At 50.6% G+C, this 17,628-nt stretch carries 14 protein-coding genes; 13 read left to right on the top strand and 1 reads right to left on the bottom strand.

Annotation, left to right across the window (positions count from 1 at the left end):
• Positions 1-18 precede the first annotated feature (18 nt).
• Positions 19-1,833, bottom strand: a complete 1,815-nt coding sequence (locus AC6B99_RS05205; protein ID WP_056033737.1) for an HSP90 family protein — start codon at positions 1,831-1,833, stop codon at positions 19-21.
• Positions 1,834-2,886: 1,053 nt separating this feature from the next.
• On the opposite strand from AC6B99_RS05205, the gene AC6B99_RS05200 reads away from it, so the two are divergent.
• From AC6B99_RS05200 to AC6B99_RS05140, 13 genes are all read left to right on the top strand, one after another.
• Positions 2,887-3,333 (top strand): hypothetical protein, encoded by a 447-nt coding sequence (locus AC6B99_RS05200; protein ID WP_496662913.1) that lies wholly within the window; start codon positions 2,887-2,889, stop codon positions 3,331-3,333.
• Between the two features lie 365 nt (positions 3,334-3,698).
• Complete coding sequence (locus AC6B99_RS05195) at positions 3,699-4,451, top strand: YveK family protein (RefSeq protein ID WP_056033745.1); 753 nt, start codon at positions 3,699-3,701, stop codon at positions 4,449-4,451.
• The gene (locus AC6B99_RS05190) at positions 4,432-5,109 is read left to right on the top strand and encodes a CpsD/CapB family tyrosine-protein kinase (protein WP_056033748.1); all 678 of its coding nucleotides are present in this window, start codon (positions 4,432-4,434) and stop codon (positions 5,107-5,109) included. Before AC6B99_RS05195 ends, AC6B99_RS05190 begins: the two co-directional genes overlap by 20 nt.
• A 609-nt stretch (positions 5,110-5,718) precedes the next feature.
• Entirely contained in the window at positions 5,719-6,636 is a 918-nt protein-coding gene (gene galU / locus AC6B99_RS05185; protein ID WP_056033922.1) for a UTP--glucose-1-phosphate uridylyltransferase GalU, read from the top strand.
• The gene (locus tag AC6B99_RS05180; protein WP_081418743.1) at positions 6,633-7,298 is read left to right on the top strand and encodes a sugar transferase; all 666 of its coding nucleotides are present in this window, start codon (positions 6,633-6,635) and stop codon (positions 7,296-7,298) included. Before galU ends, AC6B99_RS05180 begins: the two co-directional genes overlap by 4 nt.
• 199 nt (positions 7,299-7,497) lie before the next feature.
• On the top strand, positions 7,498-8,637 hold the full coding sequence (locus AC6B99_RS05175; RefSeq protein WP_046233572.1) for a glycosyltransferase family 4 protein: 1,140 nt from the start codon (positions 7,498-7,500) through the stop codon (positions 8,635-8,637).
• 4 nt (positions 8,638-8,641) lie between these two features.
• Positions 8,642-10,141: an O-antigen ligase family protein gene (locus AC6B99_RS05170; protein ID WP_496662912.1), complete on the top strand. Its 1,500-nt coding sequence runs from the start codon at positions 8,642-8,644 to the stop codon at positions 10,139-10,141.
• Entirely contained in the window at positions 10,141-11,298 is a 1,158-nt protein-coding gene (locus tag AC6B99_RS05165) for a glycosyltransferase (RefSeq protein WP_056033758.1), read from the top strand. The genes AC6B99_RS05170 and AC6B99_RS05165 overlap by 1 nt, the downstream gene beginning before the upstream one ends.
• Positions 11,291-12,592, top strand: a complete 1,302-nt coding sequence (locus tag AC6B99_RS05160; protein ID WP_496662911.1) for a glycosyltransferase — start codon at positions 11,291-11,293, stop codon at positions 12,590-12,592. Before AC6B99_RS05165 ends, AC6B99_RS05160 begins: the two co-directional genes overlap by 8 nt.
• 35 nt (positions 12,593-12,627) lie before the next feature.
• Positions 12,628-13,503, top strand: a complete 876-nt coding sequence (gene murB / locus AC6B99_RS05155; protein WP_494881761.1) for a UDP-N-acetylmuramate dehydrogenase — start codon at positions 12,628-12,630, stop codon at positions 13,501-13,503.
• A 200-nt stretch (positions 13,504-13,703) separates the two neighbouring features.
• Positions 13,704-15,041, top strand: a complete 1,338-nt coding sequence (locus AC6B99_RS05150; RefSeq protein WP_056033766.1) for a UDP-N-acetylglucosamine 1-carboxyvinyltransferase — start codon at positions 13,704-13,706, stop codon at positions 15,039-15,041.
• Position 15,042: 1 nt separating this feature from the next.
• Positions 15,043-16,350, top strand: coding sequence for an oligosaccharide flippase family protein (locus AC6B99_RS05145; protein ID WP_494862485.1), 1,308 nt, complete (start codon positions 15,043-15,045; stop codon positions 16,348-16,350).
• Between the two features lie 27 nt (positions 16,351-16,377).
• Positions 16,378-17,367 carry a glycosyltransferase gene (locus AC6B99_RS05140; RefSeq protein ID WP_056033773.1) on the top strand — a complete coding sequence of 330 codons (990 nt, stop codon included), beginning with the start codon at positions 16,378-16,380 and terminating at the stop codon, positions 17,365-17,367.
• The last annotated feature ends 261 nt before the right edge of the window (positions 17,368-17,628 follow it).

Here is a 17,628-nt window from a genome sequence, read left to right as displayed (position 1 = left end):
TCCTTCTGCATCTAGCATTTAAGCGTTCGACGATAGTCCCCAGTCGATAAATTTAACCATGCCTTGGCCCAGTACACCAAGCTCCTGGCGCGTCATCGGATAATGACCCATCAGCAAAGCATTCGTATACAGCATTTGGGCAGCGGTTGTGAACATTTGGTTGTCGGCACTGGTGAAAATTTTCTGGACGAGCGGATTGTTTAAGTTAAAATAAAGCGTCGAATACGCCGATTCCGTAAAGTTCGCGCCAAGGTTGCCGAGTACGGAAGCGAGCAAGTCCGAGCTGTTTTCCTTCGCTTTCTCCAAGGAGCGCAGCGACGATGATTCCTTCGACAGCGTATAAAGGGCAGGAAGCTCTGCTGGAGCAAAACGTTTGAGCTGAATTTGACAGCGGAAGCGCTGCAATGCCCCATCTGCAAGGCGAATTCGCTCGTAAAATTGATTGCGCTCCTCATTCGTTAAGTCCTCGAAGGACAGCGATACATCTTCCGGCAGCAGCCTTTCCATATCCAGCTCAGGAAGAAGGATCGACAAGCGCTCAAGCAATTCATGGTTATAAATATAGCCGCCATTGAGGACGAGCATCGATTGTGCTGCGGCCACATGGGTAATTTGACGGTATTCATCAACAGATAACGTGTAAAATATTTTTTTATTATCGGCCATCAGCTCGCCAAATGTTCGTTCTCCGTAGGTGCTCTCAAATGTAATCCAGCGGTAAATGGTTTGCAGGAAATCCTCATCCTGCGCAGCGAGTGCCTTCATCGACAAAGCATGCAGCTGAATGATGCGCTGCAAGCGGTCAGGCTCATATTCGCCTATGCGCATAAGCTCATTGCGGATCGATTGTCCAAGCTCCTCGCGCACCGATTCCAGCCGTTCATCCTCATAGAAATGCTCGCGTGATGCCGTCGGCTGAAGCTCATCTGTCCAGATGAGGCATTTGACGAAAAACGCCCATTCCGGCAAAATATTTTCGGCTTTATCGGAGACGAGCATTTGCTTCAGATATACTTTATGGGAACGGCGGGCATTCAGATTCACACTATGCGGCAAAATAAAGGCGATTCCGCCCGTACGGCCATTCGCTGTTTGGAGCGGGATGAAATCCTGCAGCGGCTCGCCCAGCAGCTTTTCGCCGAAGGCAAGCACCTCGCGGCGACGGCCGCGCGCCAGCTCCGGCTGCAAAATCCAGTCAGGCCGCGACTCGTTAATCGTCTTCGCGTCTCCATTTGCATGCAGCCTAACCGGATAGGGCAGCAGAGCGCCATAATAGAATAGTAAATCCTCAACCATTTGCGGCTCGTAATAAGGCTCGCTATCTGGCTTGCAGCGCAAATAAATTTTCGTTCCCGGTGCCAGCTGGGTGCTCAGCTGGCGGATCGTATACGTTCCGTCCGGCTTGCCGCGCCATTCCATGGATGGCCCGCCCTTCACCGATTGGGTAAGAACGACAATTTCGTCGCTGACCATAAAGCAGGACAGCAGACCGATGCCGAAGCGGCCGATAAACGAGGTTTCTTTTGCAATAAAGTCCTGACCAACCTTGGAGGAATGTCCGATCATCGCTAGAAACTGATGAATATCCTCCTCGGTCAGCCCTACGCCGTTGTCTTCAACCGTCATCGTCGCTCCACTGCCGCTGCCTGAAATTTCTACCGTCACATTTCCGGTAAAACCAGGCTCAAGCTGTCCTCGTGCTGTAATAGCATCCGTCGCATTTTGCAGAAGCTCGCGCAAATAAACATTAGGGCTGCTATATAAATGGTTGGAAAGTATATTAATCATTCCGCTTAAATTAACTTGAAAGCGATACTCTTGTTCGTTGCTCATCGGATTCTCCTTTATTATAGAAGGATTTTAGTTTTTATCGTCCTAACTATTCTACTATTTTCCATACATGCAATTCCAATATTTATAGCATAATGAGCCGTTTGGCCCATAAGCTTATACCCTAAATTCCTATCTTTCAAACAGCTATAGTCGCAGAGGTGGACACTAGAATAGAAGAAGCGAGAAGGAAGCTTTATTTTTTTGTAAAATAGGGAACAAAGTTTTCGGTGCGTCTCCTCCCTGATAGGATGACAAAAAAGCGCCGTTTTAGCATAATGAGTCAAGAGGCCCATCGCCTATCCCCTTAATGACTACCTAAAGTTTCCAAATAGTCACGCATGCTGATTGGATCGGTATAGGAGGAAAGGAATGGGGTATAATAAAACTATACAGTATAATAGAAGGAGGCGGCATACAATGTTCTTTCGCAAAGGAAGCCTAAAAGTCGGCATATTAAACGGTATTCTTCTCGCGCTGCCCTTCTGGATCCTCTTAATTTGGTTAATATTAAAGCTAATTAACTAGCCTTATGCGGCTATTGAATCAGACAATTCGGGATAGAGTATTGAAACATTAGAACGCTTGCAAAGCTTAGAACATTCGTTCAGAGCGCAAGCGTTTTTTTGTTCATTTTTCTGAAAATAAAGCGAAGGCCAAAACGCCGTCATGCCGCATGGCGCCTATAAAATAAACTGACATGCCGCTCCGCCTGCCGTTAGCGAATCAACGTCTGTTTGTTGCGTCTAAAAAGCGCAATAAAGTTCTCATTTTGCCTGATGCAGCTTAACCGCTGTACCTATGCTGAAAGTGGCCTTTTGTAGACAATAAAGCACGGTTATACAATACCTCAACAATTTACTGAATTTGGATATAGGACGCGTGGGGTAGTTAATGGGCTAAATGATCAATTTATTTAATTCGACACAAACTGACACTCTTTTCGGTTTTCTTCTTTTATACTTATTCAATACGCATAATATACGACATACTAAAAAGAGCGCATTGGATAGGTTGCCTGCTTATATTTTCAAAAAAAAGTGTGGAGGGATTAGGATGGTAACGAATCAACAATCACTCAGACGGGTGAATGATTACGGCGTTGTGGGAGAGCAGCCCGATCAAATCGCTGATGATCTCCACGAGCTTGTGCAGCAGAAGCAGCGCTCTCTGAAAGCGAAGGCCTTTTTCAAAAAGCTTGCTGACGATCCAATGTTTGCGCCCGAACCAGGGAGAACCGCAGGAAGAAGCCTGACGGAATGGCTGCTTATGGCGCAATATCCAATTAAGCAGGAAATGGTATTCGATTATGAAGAGCAGCGTTATGTGCCTTCCGAGGCAAGGCCTCGTATTGATTTAGCCGAGTTGCTGACGCTGCTGCTGCGTAAAAAAGGAATTAATGGCACGTTTGAAGATATGATGGATCATGTCCTTGAGGGTGGTTCGTTCCAACAGTTTTTGTCGGAGAACAGACTCTCGAAAAGCGCCTCTATGCAAGCGTAAACAGCCGAAAGCCGTCCTCTGGTGGCAAAGCTACTGTTTCGCGTTGAAATATAGAGAAAGGATGGGGAAAATCAGATCCTTTCCTAATATTTTAAATGAATGTTTTGAAAATTCAGAAAACTAATTTTCAAAACACCTTGAAAAAGTTATTCTTTATGAATATAATCAAGTCGAAAAAGCTCATATTGAGTATTTTCGCAAAAGGATAAAACTGTCGAATCATAGAGAAAGGTGTAAAATAGCTGCCTGCCCGATGCTGAAAGTTGCTTAAAAGGGCCGGGCAGCTGGGCGGCGAAAATGGTAGGTACCTCTTTTTTTTACCCAATAGGTCGCGTTTTGAATAATTTTTTATGGAGGTATACGCATTGGAATTAAAACAATATTGGCACGTTGTGAAGAAAAGAATCTGGTTGATAACAGCGCTCGTCTGCATGGCAGGGATCGCCACAGGCATCTATTCGTATTATTTTCAACAGCCGGAATATGAGGCGTCGACCAAGCTGATCGTTAATCAGACAGGCAGTCAAAACGATATTATCGCCAAGCTGGATCTAAGCACGATCAACTCCAACATTCAACTGGTGAAGACGTACAAGGAAATTATAAGAACGCCGAGGGTGATGGGGAAGGTTGCCCAGAAGTATCCTGAGCTTGGCCTTACGACAGGCCAGCTGATTGAACGGATTAGCGTAACCTCAGTCAACGACACGCAGGTGATGTCCGTCACTGCAAAGGATTCCTCTTACAGCCGGGCCGCGAACATTGCGAATGCGGTATCGGAGGTGTTCATGCAGGAGCTGCCGAGCTTGATGCAGGTTGATAATGTGTCGATTTTGTACGAAGCCGATCATACGCTCACACCGCCTCCTGTGTCGCCTAAGCCGACGATGAATATTGCGATTGCGATTGCACTCTCTATGCTGGTAGGCATTGGATTCGCGCTGCTGCTCGATTATCTCGACGATACGATTAAGACGGAGGAGGACATTCAGGCGGTGCTTGGCTTGCCGACGCTGTCGCTCATTCCGAAAATTCGCGAGGTTGATCTAGGCAAGCACAAGGACAATTCCATAGACCGACCGATGAGGGGGAAAAATAATGTCACGTACGAAACCTAATTGGCCGCTCATTACGGAAACGAACCCGAAGTCGCCGATATCGGAGGCTTACCGCATCCTTAGAACGAATATTGATTTCTCCAATTTGGAGGAAGAAATTCGTACCCTGATGGTCACCTCCACGAAGATGAATGAAGGCAAAAGCACAACCTCGGCCAACATTGCTGTCACTTATGCGCAGTCGAACAAGAGGGTGCTGTTGATTGACGCCGATATGCGCAAGCCGACGCAGCATCAGCTGTTCCGGGTATCCAATCAAATTGGCCTAACCTCGGTGCTGAGCAATCAGAAGGAATGGGAGACCGCGATTCAAGCCACCTCGGTGAGCGGGCTCAGCATTTTACCGGCAGGACCAGTTCCGCCGAACCCGTCAGAGATGCTGGCATCGAAGCGAATGGACCAGCTGCTGGAAAAAATGAAGGAGCATTACGACATTATCATTGTCGATACCCCGCCGATCATGGTCGTGACGGATGCGCAAATCGTAGCATCCAAGTCCGACGGCGTCGTCCTCGTCATCGATTCCGGCACAGTCAAGAAGGAGGTCGCCATTAAAGCGAAGGCGAGCCTGGAGCATGTGAAAGCGAGGATTTTAGGGGTAGTACTCAATAAAATCAAGCGGAGCAGCTCGGAAGGGTATTTATATTACTACCAATGAGTGTGAGGTTTCATTTTGAGTAGTTGTAATCTCTTTATCGGATGATTAAAAGCGTGAATGAAAAAAGCTCCACTGCATGAAAGGCTTGGCTTCCGATCGCCATTACCCTTGCATTCCTCGAAATAGCCCCTAATAGGGGGGAACGCAAGGGTAAAAGCGAACGCTACGCTTCTCCAGCTCAAGCCTTTCATTCCGCTTCGCCATTTTCATCACCATTTTTTTAAACCACAAGTAAAGAGAATTAACGTTTTTAAAGGTAATGTCTCCTGCACCTATATCACTGGAGGCACTCGATCATGCTGTGGGCCGCGAACGGCCTTAGACGTAGAGCGTCGGTGGTGTGGGGTGAGGAGGGGTTAGATGCCCTTTAATTTAGTGAGGAGTTTAGGTGAAAGGGGCAAGCGCAGCGCCGATCCCCTTTCACCGAGCTCCTCCACACTATTACGTGCAGAAAAACGGGCGAAAAGGAGTGAAAGCATTTAGAAGTTCGAGCTATACGATCATGTATAGGAGAGGAGCAAGGCACACGAGAGTATAGCTGGAACTTTTAACTCCCATGAACTGCTTCCAATTAAAGAAAAAAAACGAAGAAGGATAGGGTGATGGATGATGAAAAAAGTGACAAAAGCAATTATTCCTGCAGCTGGACTTGGAACGCGCTTCTTGCCTGCAACAAAAGCAATGCCGAAGGAGATGCTGCCGATTGTCGACAAGCCGACGATTCAATACATCGTCGAGGAAGCCATCGCATCCGGTATCGAAGACATTATTATCGTAACAGGTAAAGGGAAGCGAGCTATTGAGGACCATTTTGATATCGCATTTGAACTGGAGCACACGTTGATTGAGAAAGGCAAGCTGGAGCTGCTGCAAGCCGTGCAGCGTTCCTCCAATGTAACAATCCATTATATTCGTCAAAAAGAAGCAAAAGGGCTGGGACATGCTGTATGGTGCGCCCGTAAATTTATCGGCAATGAGCCATTCGCTGTTTTGCTCGGCGATGACATCGTCGAATCCGAGGTGCCTTGCACAAGGCAGCTCATTGAACAATATGATGCGACGGGCAAATCGGTCATCGGCGTTCAGACCGTTTCCGTCGATCAGACGCAGCGTTACGGCATTGTCGATCCGGTAGGGATGGACGTAGAAGGCAGCCGGCTTGTACAGGTTAACCGTTTCGTCGAGAAGCCGAAGCCGGGACATGCCCCGTCCAATTTGGCGATTATGGGCCGTTACGTGTTGACGCCGGAAATTTTTGATTTTCTGGAGCTGCAGGAGAAGGGCGCAGGCGATGAGATTCAATTAACCGACGCGATTCAAAAGCTGAATGAAAGCGAAGGCGTTTTTGCTTATGATTTTGAAGGCAAACGTTACGATGTCGGAGAAAAGCTTGGCTTTATTTTAACGACGATTGATTTCGCCCTGCGCAATAAGGAGCTTAAGCTTCCGCTCATGACGGCACTTGAGGAAATTGTTGAGCAGCAGCAGGCTAGCCAGCTCAAAGCACTGAGGAGGGATAGCGTATGAGTGTAAATCGGCCACAATACAAATCGGAAGCCCGCACGCTGACTCTCTCGCTGCAAGCCGCAGCGAAGCGGATCATTGATGTCTTATGCTCGCTCGCGGGCATTATTTTTCTGCTTCCGGTGTTCATGCTAGTCGCTTTGCTGATTAAGATCAGCGATCCGAAGGGCACGGTTTTTTTCAAGCAGAAGCGGATTGGACATAAGGGCAATACGTTCAGCATCATCAAGTTTCGCTCTATGCTGCATGATGCCGAGCAGCGGCTGCGCGCCGACCCGGTATTGTACAAAAAATATATCGACAACAGCTACAAGCTTGATCCATCCGAAGACCCGCGCGTCACGAAAATCGGCAGCTTCCTGCGCAAAACGAGCCTGGACGAGCTCCCCCAGCTCATCAATGTGCTGAAAGGCGAGATGAGCCTGGTGGGACCACGCCCAATCGTGCGTGACGAGCTGAAGGAATATGGAGAGAAGGCGGTCCCCTTCCTATCGGTCAAGCCGGGAGTAACCGGCTATTGGCAAGTAAGCGGCCGCAGCGACGTCGGGTATCCTGAGCGCGTCGATCTTGAGCTTTTTTACGTCTATAACCAGTCCGTATGGCTGGATCTGAAAATATTGTATCGCACGGTCATTATCGTGCTGCTGCGCAAAGGCGCTTATTGAAATCAAAAAATGGCAAAAAGGATTAGCGGAGTGAAAAGGTTGGTTGGAGGAGCGGTAGCGTCCGATTTTTGCAGCTTCATTTTACCGCAAAGGCGGTTTATTCAAAAAATGAAGCTGCAACAGCGGCCGGAGACCAACCTTTTCACGCAGCTTTCCCCTATATGCCATAAGACACTACGCACGAAGAAGGAGTTGCCCTATGAGAGTGGCTATCGTTCATGAATGGCTGGTAACCTATGCAGGTTCAGAGAAGGTAGTAGAACAACTGCTGAATATTTACCCTGACGCGGACCTGTTCTGTGTAATTGATTTTCTGGAAGAAAAGGACCGCCATATGCTGAAGGGAAAAAAGCCGATTACAACTTTTATTCAGCAGCTGCCTTTTGCGAAAAAAATGTACAAAACGTATCTTCCTTTTATGCCGCTGGCGGTCGAGCAGTTTGACTTATCCGGCTATGATGTCATCATATCCAGCTCGCATGCGGTCGCGAAAGGCATTATTACGGGCCCTGATCAAATTCATATTTCCTATGTGCATACGCCGATCCGTTATGCCTGGGATTTGCAGCATCAATATTTAAGCGAGCTGGGCAAGCTGAAGCAGCTCGTATCCAAGCTGCTGCTGCACCAAATTCGCATGTGGGATGTGCGGACAGCGAACGGCGTAGATGTGTTTCTTGCGAACTCGTCCTACATCGCCCGGCGCATTCACAAAATTTATCGCCGCCAGGCACAGGTAGTGTATCCGCCGGTTGAAGTGAAGGCGTTCGGCAATCACTCCAATCAGGATCGGAAAGAGTATTATTTTACTGCCTCGCGGCTTGTGCCGTATAAGCGGATTGATCTCGTTGTCGAGGCTTTTGCCAAAATGCCGGACAAGGAGCTGATCGTCATCGGCGACGGCCCGGAGATGAAGACGCTGAAGCAGCTGGCAACGCCGAACGTCAAGCTGCTCGGCTACCAGCCGAATGCCGTGCTGCTTAAGCATATGCAGCAGGCTAAAGCTTTTATTTTCGCAGGTGAAGAGGACTTCGGCATTAGCATGGTGGAGGCTCAGGCAGCGGGAACGCCGGTTATTGCTTACGGCAAGGGCGGTGCCCAGGATATCGTCAAAGGGCTGGGCGAGAACAATCCAACCGGTTTGTTCTTTGAGAAGCAGGATGCGGAATCGGTCATTGATGCGGTACGGCAGTTTGAGCTGCTGTCCTGGATGATGACGGATGCGAACTGCCGCCAAAATGCACAGCAGTTTTCGGTGGAGGCGTTTCTGTACCACATTTCCAGCATCGTCAGCGGCAGCTTCAATGAACGGTTTAACCCGATGAAAGTGCAGGCCTAGCTCGATGCTTGCCCGTTTGCCGAACAAGCTGGCGCTTTATGCCGCGATGCTGCTGTCTCTGGGCGTTATATGCCTCGCTTCCGTACAGCATGTTTACGTGCTGCTGTTCGTTGCTGCTGGAGCGCTCGCTTATGTCGCGATTAGGAAAGACGCCATTTATTATGTCGTCATTCCTGCGCTGCTGGCCTACCAGTTGTATTTGCCGCTTGCGGTTTCGGTGACGCTGTCGAGCCTCGTGCTCGTTATACTTTTGCTGCGCTCGGCTTCGCAAGGAAAGCTGATGCATTATTTTCGCACACAGCGGCTTGTTCGTTATTATGTTGCCTTGCTTATCGCGATGGCGGTGGGCATTATTTATGCCCCGGACCGGGTGCTCGGCTTTAAGCTGATTGCTTATTCCATCATAGGTTTGCTCGCTTTGCTGGCGGGCTACTATTACCGGGCTCGCGGGCTTTCCGTTGAACAGACGCTTCGCGGCATCCAGCATGTGTATTTGCCGATTGGCCTGCTGAACATTTATTTTATTATTGTTCCTGATCAGGAGCTGCAATTTTTAAGGTCGAAAATCGCGAGCTTCCTGATCGAGCCGAATACGCTGGCGGCGTTAATTAATGTAGATATTAAAGCTAACATTTTGGACCCCTTTAAGGCGGGAACGTTGTTCGTTAATACGAATGTGGCTTCGGTTTTTTTCGGGATGATGCTTTGTATTGCACTGTCGCTGCTGCTTCGCAAGGGCGGCCTGCTGCAGCTCGGCATCTGCTTCATTTATTTAGGCGCTATGCTGGCGACGCAATCACGCGCTGGCGTTCTCGCGCTTGGCATTGTGGTGCTGGCTTATGTGTGCATCCGGTTCCGCGTGCAAAAGCTGTTCAAGCTGTCGCTGCTGATCGTCATACCGGCAGCGATCATTCCTTTTGTCGTGACGGGCGATATTATTACGAATTTGACGAGCAGGCTGAATGCCGATGCGATCGAAGGCGATCCCCGGGCTTATATTTGGAAGTTCACCTTCCAAAACTTTGCCGAGCATCCGCTGCTGGGCCTTGGCTATGGCGGCTGGGAGCGGATTTTTCCATTTTACGCAGCGACGGTCGGCTTTAGCAGCAAGTATCCGCCGCATAACTTGTTTGTCATTATGTGGACATGGAGCGGCCTGTTTGGACTGATTGCCCTCATTTTGCTGCTGTTTGGCATTTTATGGCGCGGCATTTGCCTTTATTATCGTACAGGCTCGGCACTCGATAGCTGTGTAATAGGAGCAGCGTTATTCGTTATCGTGCAAGGAATGTTTGATAACTTTTTCCTGCATGATCTGCGGGTCGCTTCTGTGTTCTTCTTTCTTGCGGGGCTTATCTTGTACGAGCAGCGCGAGAATAGCGAGGAAGAGCGAAGCAGCAACGATAGCAGAAGCCAGAGCGAAAATCTGGCGGGCAGCGGCGATGGGCAAGTGATTCAGGAGCGGGCTTTGATGCCGCAGACGGCAGAAGTTGGAGGAAAATGATGAGGATTGGCGTACTGAGAAATACCTTTTTGCCTGCATCGGAAACGTTTATTTATGAGCAGTTGAATCAATATCGGAATGTGCAGGTGGAGGTCATTACCCGGGAGGTCGCGAATCGCGATAAATTCCCTAATCAATGGAGCATCAACACCATTGTTGGCGCGGCAGGATCATCGCTTCAGAAGAAGCTGACGAAGCTGCTTTACACGCTGACCGTTACCTCCACGCGCCATATTAACCGAATCGTTGAGCAGCGCGAGATTGAGCTTGTGCATGCCCACTTCGGGGTAGATGCGGTCTATGCGGTTCCCGTCTGCAAGGAGCGCGGCATTCCGCTGTTCGCTACGTTTCACGGGTACGATATTACACGGCTGCCGAAGCTGATGCCTGGGCCGCTTTCCTGGCTCGTCTACTATATGAAGTTTAAGCGGCTTGTACGGGACACAACGTTGTTCCTTGCCGTTTCAAACCATATTAAGCAGAAGCTGATGGCGCATGGCGTACCTGAGCAAAAAATCAAAATCCATTATATCGGCATCGATTTGGCTAAAGTTTTTTATCGGGAAGCACCGGATCGTGACACGATTACGATTATGACCGTTGGCCGGCTGACCGAGAAGAAGGGCATCGCTTATTTAATTGAAGCGTTCCACCGATTGGCAGCCCGGCGCGAGCATGTGCGCCTCGTCATTGCCGGAGACGGGCCGCTGAGGCAGGCACTGACTGAGCTTGCTGCATCGGGAGCCGGGAGCGGGCGAATTACGTTCCTCGGCAGCATTCCCCACCATGAGGTGCTGAAGCGGCTCAGCGATTCGGATATTTTCTGCTTGCCAAGCGTAACAGCGAAGGATGGCGATCAGGAAGGGCTCGGCATGGTCATTTTGGAAGCTTCCGGAACGGGACTTCCCGTTGTTGCCACCAGCAGCGGCGGCATTAAGGACGCAGTGCAAAATGGCAAAACCGGCTATTTGGTAGAGGAGCGCAGCGCCGCCCAGCTGGAAGAAAAGCTCGATATGCTCGTAACCAGCCAGCCGCTGCGCGCAGCCATTGGACAAAATGGCCGCGCCTTTGTTGAGCAGCAGTTCGATCTGCGCTTGCAGACGGAGAAGCTGGAGCAGCTCTATAAACAATATATTGGAGAGAAGCAGCATGTCTAAGCCATTTATTATTGTGTCAACCGCCGATTGGGATAACCCCTTCTGGACGAATAAGCAGCATATTGCCGACAGGCTCGCGGGCCGCGGACATCAGGTGCTGTATCTGAATTCGCTTGGCCTTCGCAAGCCGTCAAGCAATGGCAAGGATATTAAGCGCATTATAAAGCGGCTCAGTCAATTTTTTAGCGGGCTGCAGCACAAAAAAACAAATCTATGGGTATGGTCGCCAGTCGTCATCCCTTATCAGCGGTTCAGCTTCGTTCGGAAGCTGAACTTTTTTATTGTCCGGCAGTATGTGAAGCATTTCGCCCGGAAGCTTGGGATGGAGGATTACGTGCTGTGGACATACAATCCGCTGACGCAGCCGCTGCTGAATATGAGCGAGCAGCTGTCGGTTTACCACTGCGTAGACGAAATTTCCGCGCAGCCCGGCATGCCCGAGCAAATTATTAAGGAGCAGGAAGCGCGGCTGGTGGAGGATGTCGATGTTGTTTTTGCTACGGCACCCAATCTGTATGAGACGCGCAAGGCGATCAACGAAAGCACTTATTACAGCCCGAATGTAGCGGAATTCAATCATTTTAACAAGGCGTTGTCGCCAGACACGGCCATTCCTGCGGAGCTTTTGCGGATGAAGGGTCCCAAGGTCGGCTTCATTGGTGCTATAAGCGGCTACAAGCTGGATTTGGCATTAATCGAAACGGTCGCGTCCCGCAACCCTCATGTGCATTTTGTGTTCATTGGACAGGTGGGAGAGGGCGACCCATGGACCGATGCAGATCGGCTTGGCCAGACGCCGAACATTCATTTGATCGGGCCGAAGCCGTATAGCGAGCTGCCGGGTTATTTGAAAGGCTTCGATGCCTGCCTGCTGCCTAACGTCATTAACGAATACACGACGAATATGTTTCCGATGAAATTTTTTGAATATTTATCAGCAGGCAAGCCGGTTGTCATGACGCCGCTGCCAGCGGTCAGGGATTACTATTCCTACTGCTATGTTGCCGCAGATGCTGATGCCTTCGACAAACAGCTGGGGCTGGCGTTGAATGAGGGGCTGCTAGACAATTACGAGCAGTTAATCCTGGATCGTGTTGCCGAAGCGAAAAAGCATGACTGGGAGTCGCGTATTGATACGATGCTCGCCGTCGTGGATGCGCATATCAAAGGCGCAGGCGCACCTGAGGCGCTGCGGGCAGCGAACTTGCCAGGAGCAGCGGCGCTGGACGCAGCCGTTTCACCAAGAAGCAGCAAAACTAGTAAAGCCGCTCGAAGCGTGGGCAGCAAAGCTTAGTATCGATAAAGACGAAGATAGAGGAGTGGAGGAGCTTGTTCGAACATATTGTGCACGAAGCTAATGTTCCGCTAAGCCGCATTACGACGATGAGCGTGGGCGGCCCTTGCCGTTATTACGTCATTCCGAAAAGCGTGGAGGACATTCGTTTTGTAACGGCGATTTGCGAGCGTTTCGGCTGGAAGCTGCTCATTATCGGCAATGGCTCGAATGTGCTTGTGGGTGACGAGGGCTTTGACGGTGTCGTCATGCATGTCGGCAAAGGCATGAAGGAATATGGCCTTCAAGGCGGCGAGCTGTATGCGGAAGCGGGCGTAGCGCTGCCAAGGCTGGCGTATTCCATGGCGAATGAAGGCATCGCCGGATTCGATTTTATGGCAGGCATTCCCGGCAGCGTAGGCGGGGGGCTCGTTATGAATGCTGGCTGCATCGGCAAGGAAATCGGCGATGTCGTCAGCAGCGTCACGCATGTCAGCGACACGGGCGAGGTGATTACGAGCAGCGCCGAGGAGCTGCAGTTTTCCTTCCGCCGGAGCTGGTTTCTGGATCGGCGCCACATTATTGTGAGCGCGCGTTTCCGGGCTGAAGCGGCAAGCGATCCCGCGCAGGTGATGGAAGCGACGAAGCGGGCGGCGGACATCCGCAAGGGCAAGTTCCCCATCAATGTCAAAACAGTGGGCAGCACCTTCAAAAGCCCTCCCGAAGGCCCGCATCCCGGCAGACTGATCGAAGAGGTCGGACTGAAGGGCTTTGTTATTGGCGGCGCACAGATTAGTACGGTGCACGCGAACTGGATCATTAATCAAGGCAGTGCCACAGCCAGCGACGTAAAGCGGCTCATTGAGCTGATGCAAACGACAGTAGCCAAGCAACTCGGCATCCTTATGGAGCCAGAAGTGCTGTTCGTATAAATAAAAAACAAAAGGGTGAGGAAAAAGGCGAGCGGAGTGAAAAGGCTGGTTGGAGAAGTGGAACGTCCGATTTTTGCAGCATGATTTATACCGCTAGAGCGGTTGATCCAATAAATGAAGTTGCAACAGCGGTCGGAAACTAGCCTTTTCGCGCAGCGATGTTCCTGTTTCTGCCCCCTTTAAAAAGGGAGAGAAAGCATATGGTACAAGCTCATTCAAGAGTGCTCGGCACAAAAAGGATTTCGGAGCCTTATTTATTAATTGAGGGAGGTTATCCCCTTTCAGGTGAAGTGTCGCTTCCCGGTGCCAAAAACTCGGCGCTGCCCGCTATTGTGGCTGCCTGCCTCTCCGATGAGGAGGTCGTGCTGCATAATGTGCCGCTTGAGCTGAATGACGTAGCGAAGCTCATCAAGCTGTTGAACGACTCCGGCGCAAACGTCGAGATTAAAGGCGACGAGCTTCACTGCAAGGGCAGCGCGTGGATGGGCGGCACGCTGAATGCGGAGCTGGCGGGCAAAATCCGCCACTCCCTGCTGCTGCTTGGAGCGGCAGCGCACTGGCGCAGCTCGCTATTCCTGCCGCTGCCGGGCGGCTGCAACATTGGCAGCCGCAAGCATGACATGCACGTAAGCGCGCTGCAGGAGCTTGGCTTTGCGATGGAGGAGAGCGAGCTCGGGCTTCACTTGCGCGAAAGCCAGCCGAAGGAGCGGACGGTCATTACGTTCCCGTATCCAACCTTTGGCGGCACGCTGAACGTTCTATTCGCTTCCGTTCGTTCGAATGCGGTTGTTGAGCTGCATAACGCGGCCCGCAATCCTGAGGTGCTGGACGTCATCAAGCTGCTGAACGATATGGGGGCAAATATTGAATGGCTGTCTTCGAACAGCCTGCAAATTACAGGCGTAGCGCGTCTTCACCGTGCAGACTTTACGGTAATGAGCGACCGCATTATCGCCTCGACGATTATTTCAGCGGTCGGTGCGACGAAAGGCTCGGCAACGATTCGCAATGCAACGACCCGCATTCTGGAGTCCGAAGTAGCCGTATGGCGGCAGGCGGGCCTGAAAATAGAAGAAATCGACAATGGCATTTATGTGGAATGGAATCGTCCACTGGAAGCGGTGAACGTCACGACGGCTGCTTATCCGGGCTTCCATACCGATATTCAACCGCTGCATACCGTATTGATGATGAATGCAAGTGGAACGAGCGAGCTGAAGGAGACGATTCTCGACGGACGCTTCTCCTACTGCTACGAGCTGAACAAGCTGGGCGCAAACATCGAGGTGAAGGATGGCGGCTTCCTTTGCGTCAATGGGGCAGCGGGACAGACAGCTGTCATTCATGGCGTAGATGAGCTGTATGGCACCGATCTGGTTGCCACCGATATTCGCGGCGGAGCGGCGGTTGCGGTTGCTGCGCTGGCGGCTGTTGGGACAAGCCGGATTACGAATTTGTACCAGCTGGAGCGGGGCTACGGCAACTTCACTGAAATTTTCACAGCGCTGGGCGCGCAGATCATGAAGGTGAACCACTAGCATGCTGTTTCAGATTTTAACAACGATCGGCACCCGGCTGCTTGTATTATTCGGAGCTTTTATCGTTTCGGTACTGACAGCCAGACTGCTGGGTCCTGAAGGCAAGGGGATGATAACGGCCATACTCGTCATCCCTACGCTCGTTGTGACGATCGCCGATCTTGGCATCCGGCAGGCGGCTGCTTATCTCATCGGTAAAAAATTATTTAACTATAACGATATTGTATCGACCTTATTATTCATGTGGTTAATCTCATCCTCCCTCAGCGTGGCTGTCGTGATGGGCATTTTGCTGCTCCAGTATGGAGGAGAGTACAGCTGGGAGCTGCTTGTCATTTGTACACTGACCGTGCCCGTCAATCTAGCGATTCAATATTTACGCGGCATTATGCAGGGCAAAGGCAATATTGGCAGCATTAATAAGGTGGAAATTATTAAGACGGCACTTAATTTCATCATTTTGCTTATTCTCGTCTGGGCGCTTGGCATGGGCGTTCTCGGAGCGGCGCTGACACAGCTGCTGATGGCGGCGTTCACGCTAGGCTACTCTATGAAACTGCTGCTTGGCGAAGTGAAATTCAAGTTCAAATATATTCACCCCATTCCGCAGCAGATGATGCGGCAGGGCTTTTCCTTTGCGCTTGCGCTGTTCATTATTCAGCTTAATTACCGGGTGGACGTCATTATTTTGGAGCGGTTCACGAATGTCATCGAGGTCGGCATCTATTCGGTTGGCACGAATCTCGCCGAGCTGATCTGGCAGCTGCCAGCTGCCATTGGGCTCATTTTATTTTCACGCAGCGCAAGCTCAAGCAGCAGTCAGGCGGCGGTCGAACGGACAGCGAAGCTGATACGCGTCATTATGCCTGTGCTTCTCGTATTCGGCGTCTTCTTCTGGTTCATGTCGCCGCTATTTATTCGTCTGCTATATGGAGCAGATTTTGCCGAATCGGGACAGGTTATCCGCTACTTGCTGCCGGGCATCATCGCGATGGTGCTGTTCAAGCTGATCCATTCCGACCTGTCGGGCAGAGGCGCGCCGCTGTTCTCGCTGCGGGTATCGGTTATTGCGCTCATTATGAATGTCGTGCTCAATTTCATTCTCGTTCCCAAATACGGCGCGGTAGGGGCATCGATTTCGTCCAGCATTAGCTACATGTATGCGGGCGTTGCTTTTATTATTTTTTACGCACGGCGTGAATCCATTAGCTTGTCCAGGCTTTTAATTTTGAACAAAGAGGACTGGGCGCAAATCAAAAGTAAAATCGGCTCGATCGGCCTTCGTTTCATGAAGCTGCGAAGCCGCTAAAGGGCCCGAAATAACGGAGGTGAGGACATGCTGGTATCGATCATCACGGTGTATTACAACCGGGTCAATCAAGTGAAGGAGTCGATTCAAAGCCTGCTTGACCAAACGTATGCGAATACGGAAATAATTTTGGTCGATGACGGTTCGACGGACGGCACGCTGCAGGCGCTGGAAGCTTTTCAAGATCCGCGCATTCGGCTGATCAGCCACAGCAATCGCGGCTTCACCCGTTCGGTCATTGAAGCGGTGAAGCAGAGCAGGGGAGAGGTTGTAGCCATTCACGGCTCCGGCGATATTTCGTTCCCGCAGCGTATTGAGGAGCAGGTAAAGGTGCTTCAAAGCAGGCCAGATGTCGGCGTCGTAGGCTGTATCGTCGAGAACGTCAACAAGGTGACGAATACAACGACGATCTATAACAAGTACAAGCAGGGCATTAAGGGCATCGATCAGCTGCTGCAAAATAACTTCTACACCCACGGCGAGGTTATGTTCCGCCGCGATGCTTACGAGCAGGCGGGCGGCTACCGCGAGCTGTTCAAGTTCACGCAGGATTACGATTTATGGCTGCGGATGGGGCTCGTCACGGAGTTTGCGCTTGTCGAGAAGCTGCTGTATCGCAGATACACATTGCCTGACGGCGTAAGCGGCTCCGTTGAAAAAATGATGGTGCAGCAATATCTTGCTGAACTGGGCAGACAGTGCGCCGAGCTTCGTATTCGCGAAGGGCGCGACCTGATTGACCGCTACGGCGTGCACGCCCTATTTTTTCTGAAAAGATCGAAGCGCCTGGCGCTCAAGCTGTTTAATCTCGGCGTTTCCGCCATTGTGAATGAGCGGGACATGGATAAAGCGAAGCGGCTCGTGCAGCTCAGCCTCGAACAAAATTGGACGGCAAGAGGCAGCGTGCTATCGGGGCTGCTAGCTGTGCTGACCCGTTTCGAGGGCGGCAAAAAAGCGATGCTGTCGATGCTGCTGTTGCTGCGTCAGGTGAAGAAAAAGGTAGAGAAAGCGGCGTAAAGCAAGTGCCGCTATATTCTTGAGGTTTTAGAAGCGTGGTGAAAAAGCGGAGCGGAATGAAAAGCTTGGACTGGAGAAGCGACAGCGCTCGCTTTTACCCTTGAATTTCCGCCTATATAGGCGATTCAAAGAAATTCAAGGGTAATGGCGATCGGAAGCCAAGCTTTTCAAAATATAAGAAAGTATAAGTATTCTCTTTATACTTGGCTTATATTTCACCGCGAAACGTTAGCATTACCGCCAGAGGACGGCAAAGTCGTT

This window comes from Paenibacillus liaoningensis (genome assembly GCF_059609455.1).
Note: the sequence above shows the minus strand (reverse complement) of the source record. Positions and strands in the feature narration are given on the sequence as shown.

What these genes read in the sequence shown, in the direction of transcription:
- AC6B99_RS05205 (WP_056033737.1), bottom strand. Translation starts at nt 1,833, where the DNA reads ATGAGCAACGAACAAGAGTATCGCTTTCAAGTTAATTTAAGCGGAATG.
- AC6B99_RS05200 (WP_496662913.1), top strand. Translation starts at nt 2,887, where the DNA reads ATGGTAACGAATCAACAATCACTCAGACGGGTGAATGATTACGGCGTT.
- AC6B99_RS05190 (WP_056033748.1), top strand. Translation starts at nt 4,432, where the DNA reads ATGTCACGTACGAAACCTAATTGGCCGCTCATTACGGAAACGAACCCG.
- galU (WP_056033922.1), top strand. Translation starts at nt 5,719, where the DNA reads ATGAAAAAAGTGACAAAAGCAATTATTCCTGCAGCTGGACTTGGAACG.
- AC6B99_RS05180 (WP_081418743.1), top strand. Translation starts at nt 6,633, where the DNA reads ATGAGTGTAAATCGGCCACAATACAAATCGGAAGCCCGCACGCTGACT.
- AC6B99_RS05175 (WP_046233572.1), top strand. Translation starts at nt 7,498, where the DNA reads ATGAGAGTGGCTATCGTTCATGAATGGCTGGTAACCTATGCAGGTTCA.
- AC6B99_RS05170 (WP_496662912.1), top strand. Translation starts at nt 8,642, where the DNA reads ATGCTTGCCCGTTTGCCGAACAAGCTGGCGCTTTATGCCGCGATGCTG.
- AC6B99_RS05165 (WP_056033758.1), top strand. Translation starts at nt 10,141, where the DNA reads ATGAGGATTGGCGTACTGAGAAATACCTTTTTGCCTGCATCGGAAACG.
- AC6B99_RS05160 (WP_496662911.1), top strand. Translation starts at nt 11,291, where the DNA reads ATGTCTAAGCCATTTATTATTGTGTCAACCGCCGATTGGGATAACCCC.
- AC6B99_RS05150 (WP_056033766.1), top strand. Translation starts at nt 13,704, where the DNA reads ATGGTACAAGCTCATTCAAGAGTGCTCGGCACAAAAAGGATTTCGGAG.
- AC6B99_RS05145 (WP_494862485.1), top strand. Translation starts at nt 15,043, where the DNA reads ATGCTGTTTCAGATTTTAACAACGATCGGCACCCGGCTGCTTGTATTA.
- AC6B99_RS05140 (WP_056033773.1), top strand. Translation starts at nt 16,378, where the DNA reads ATGCTGGTATCGATCATCACGGTGTATTACAACCGGGTCAATCAAGTG.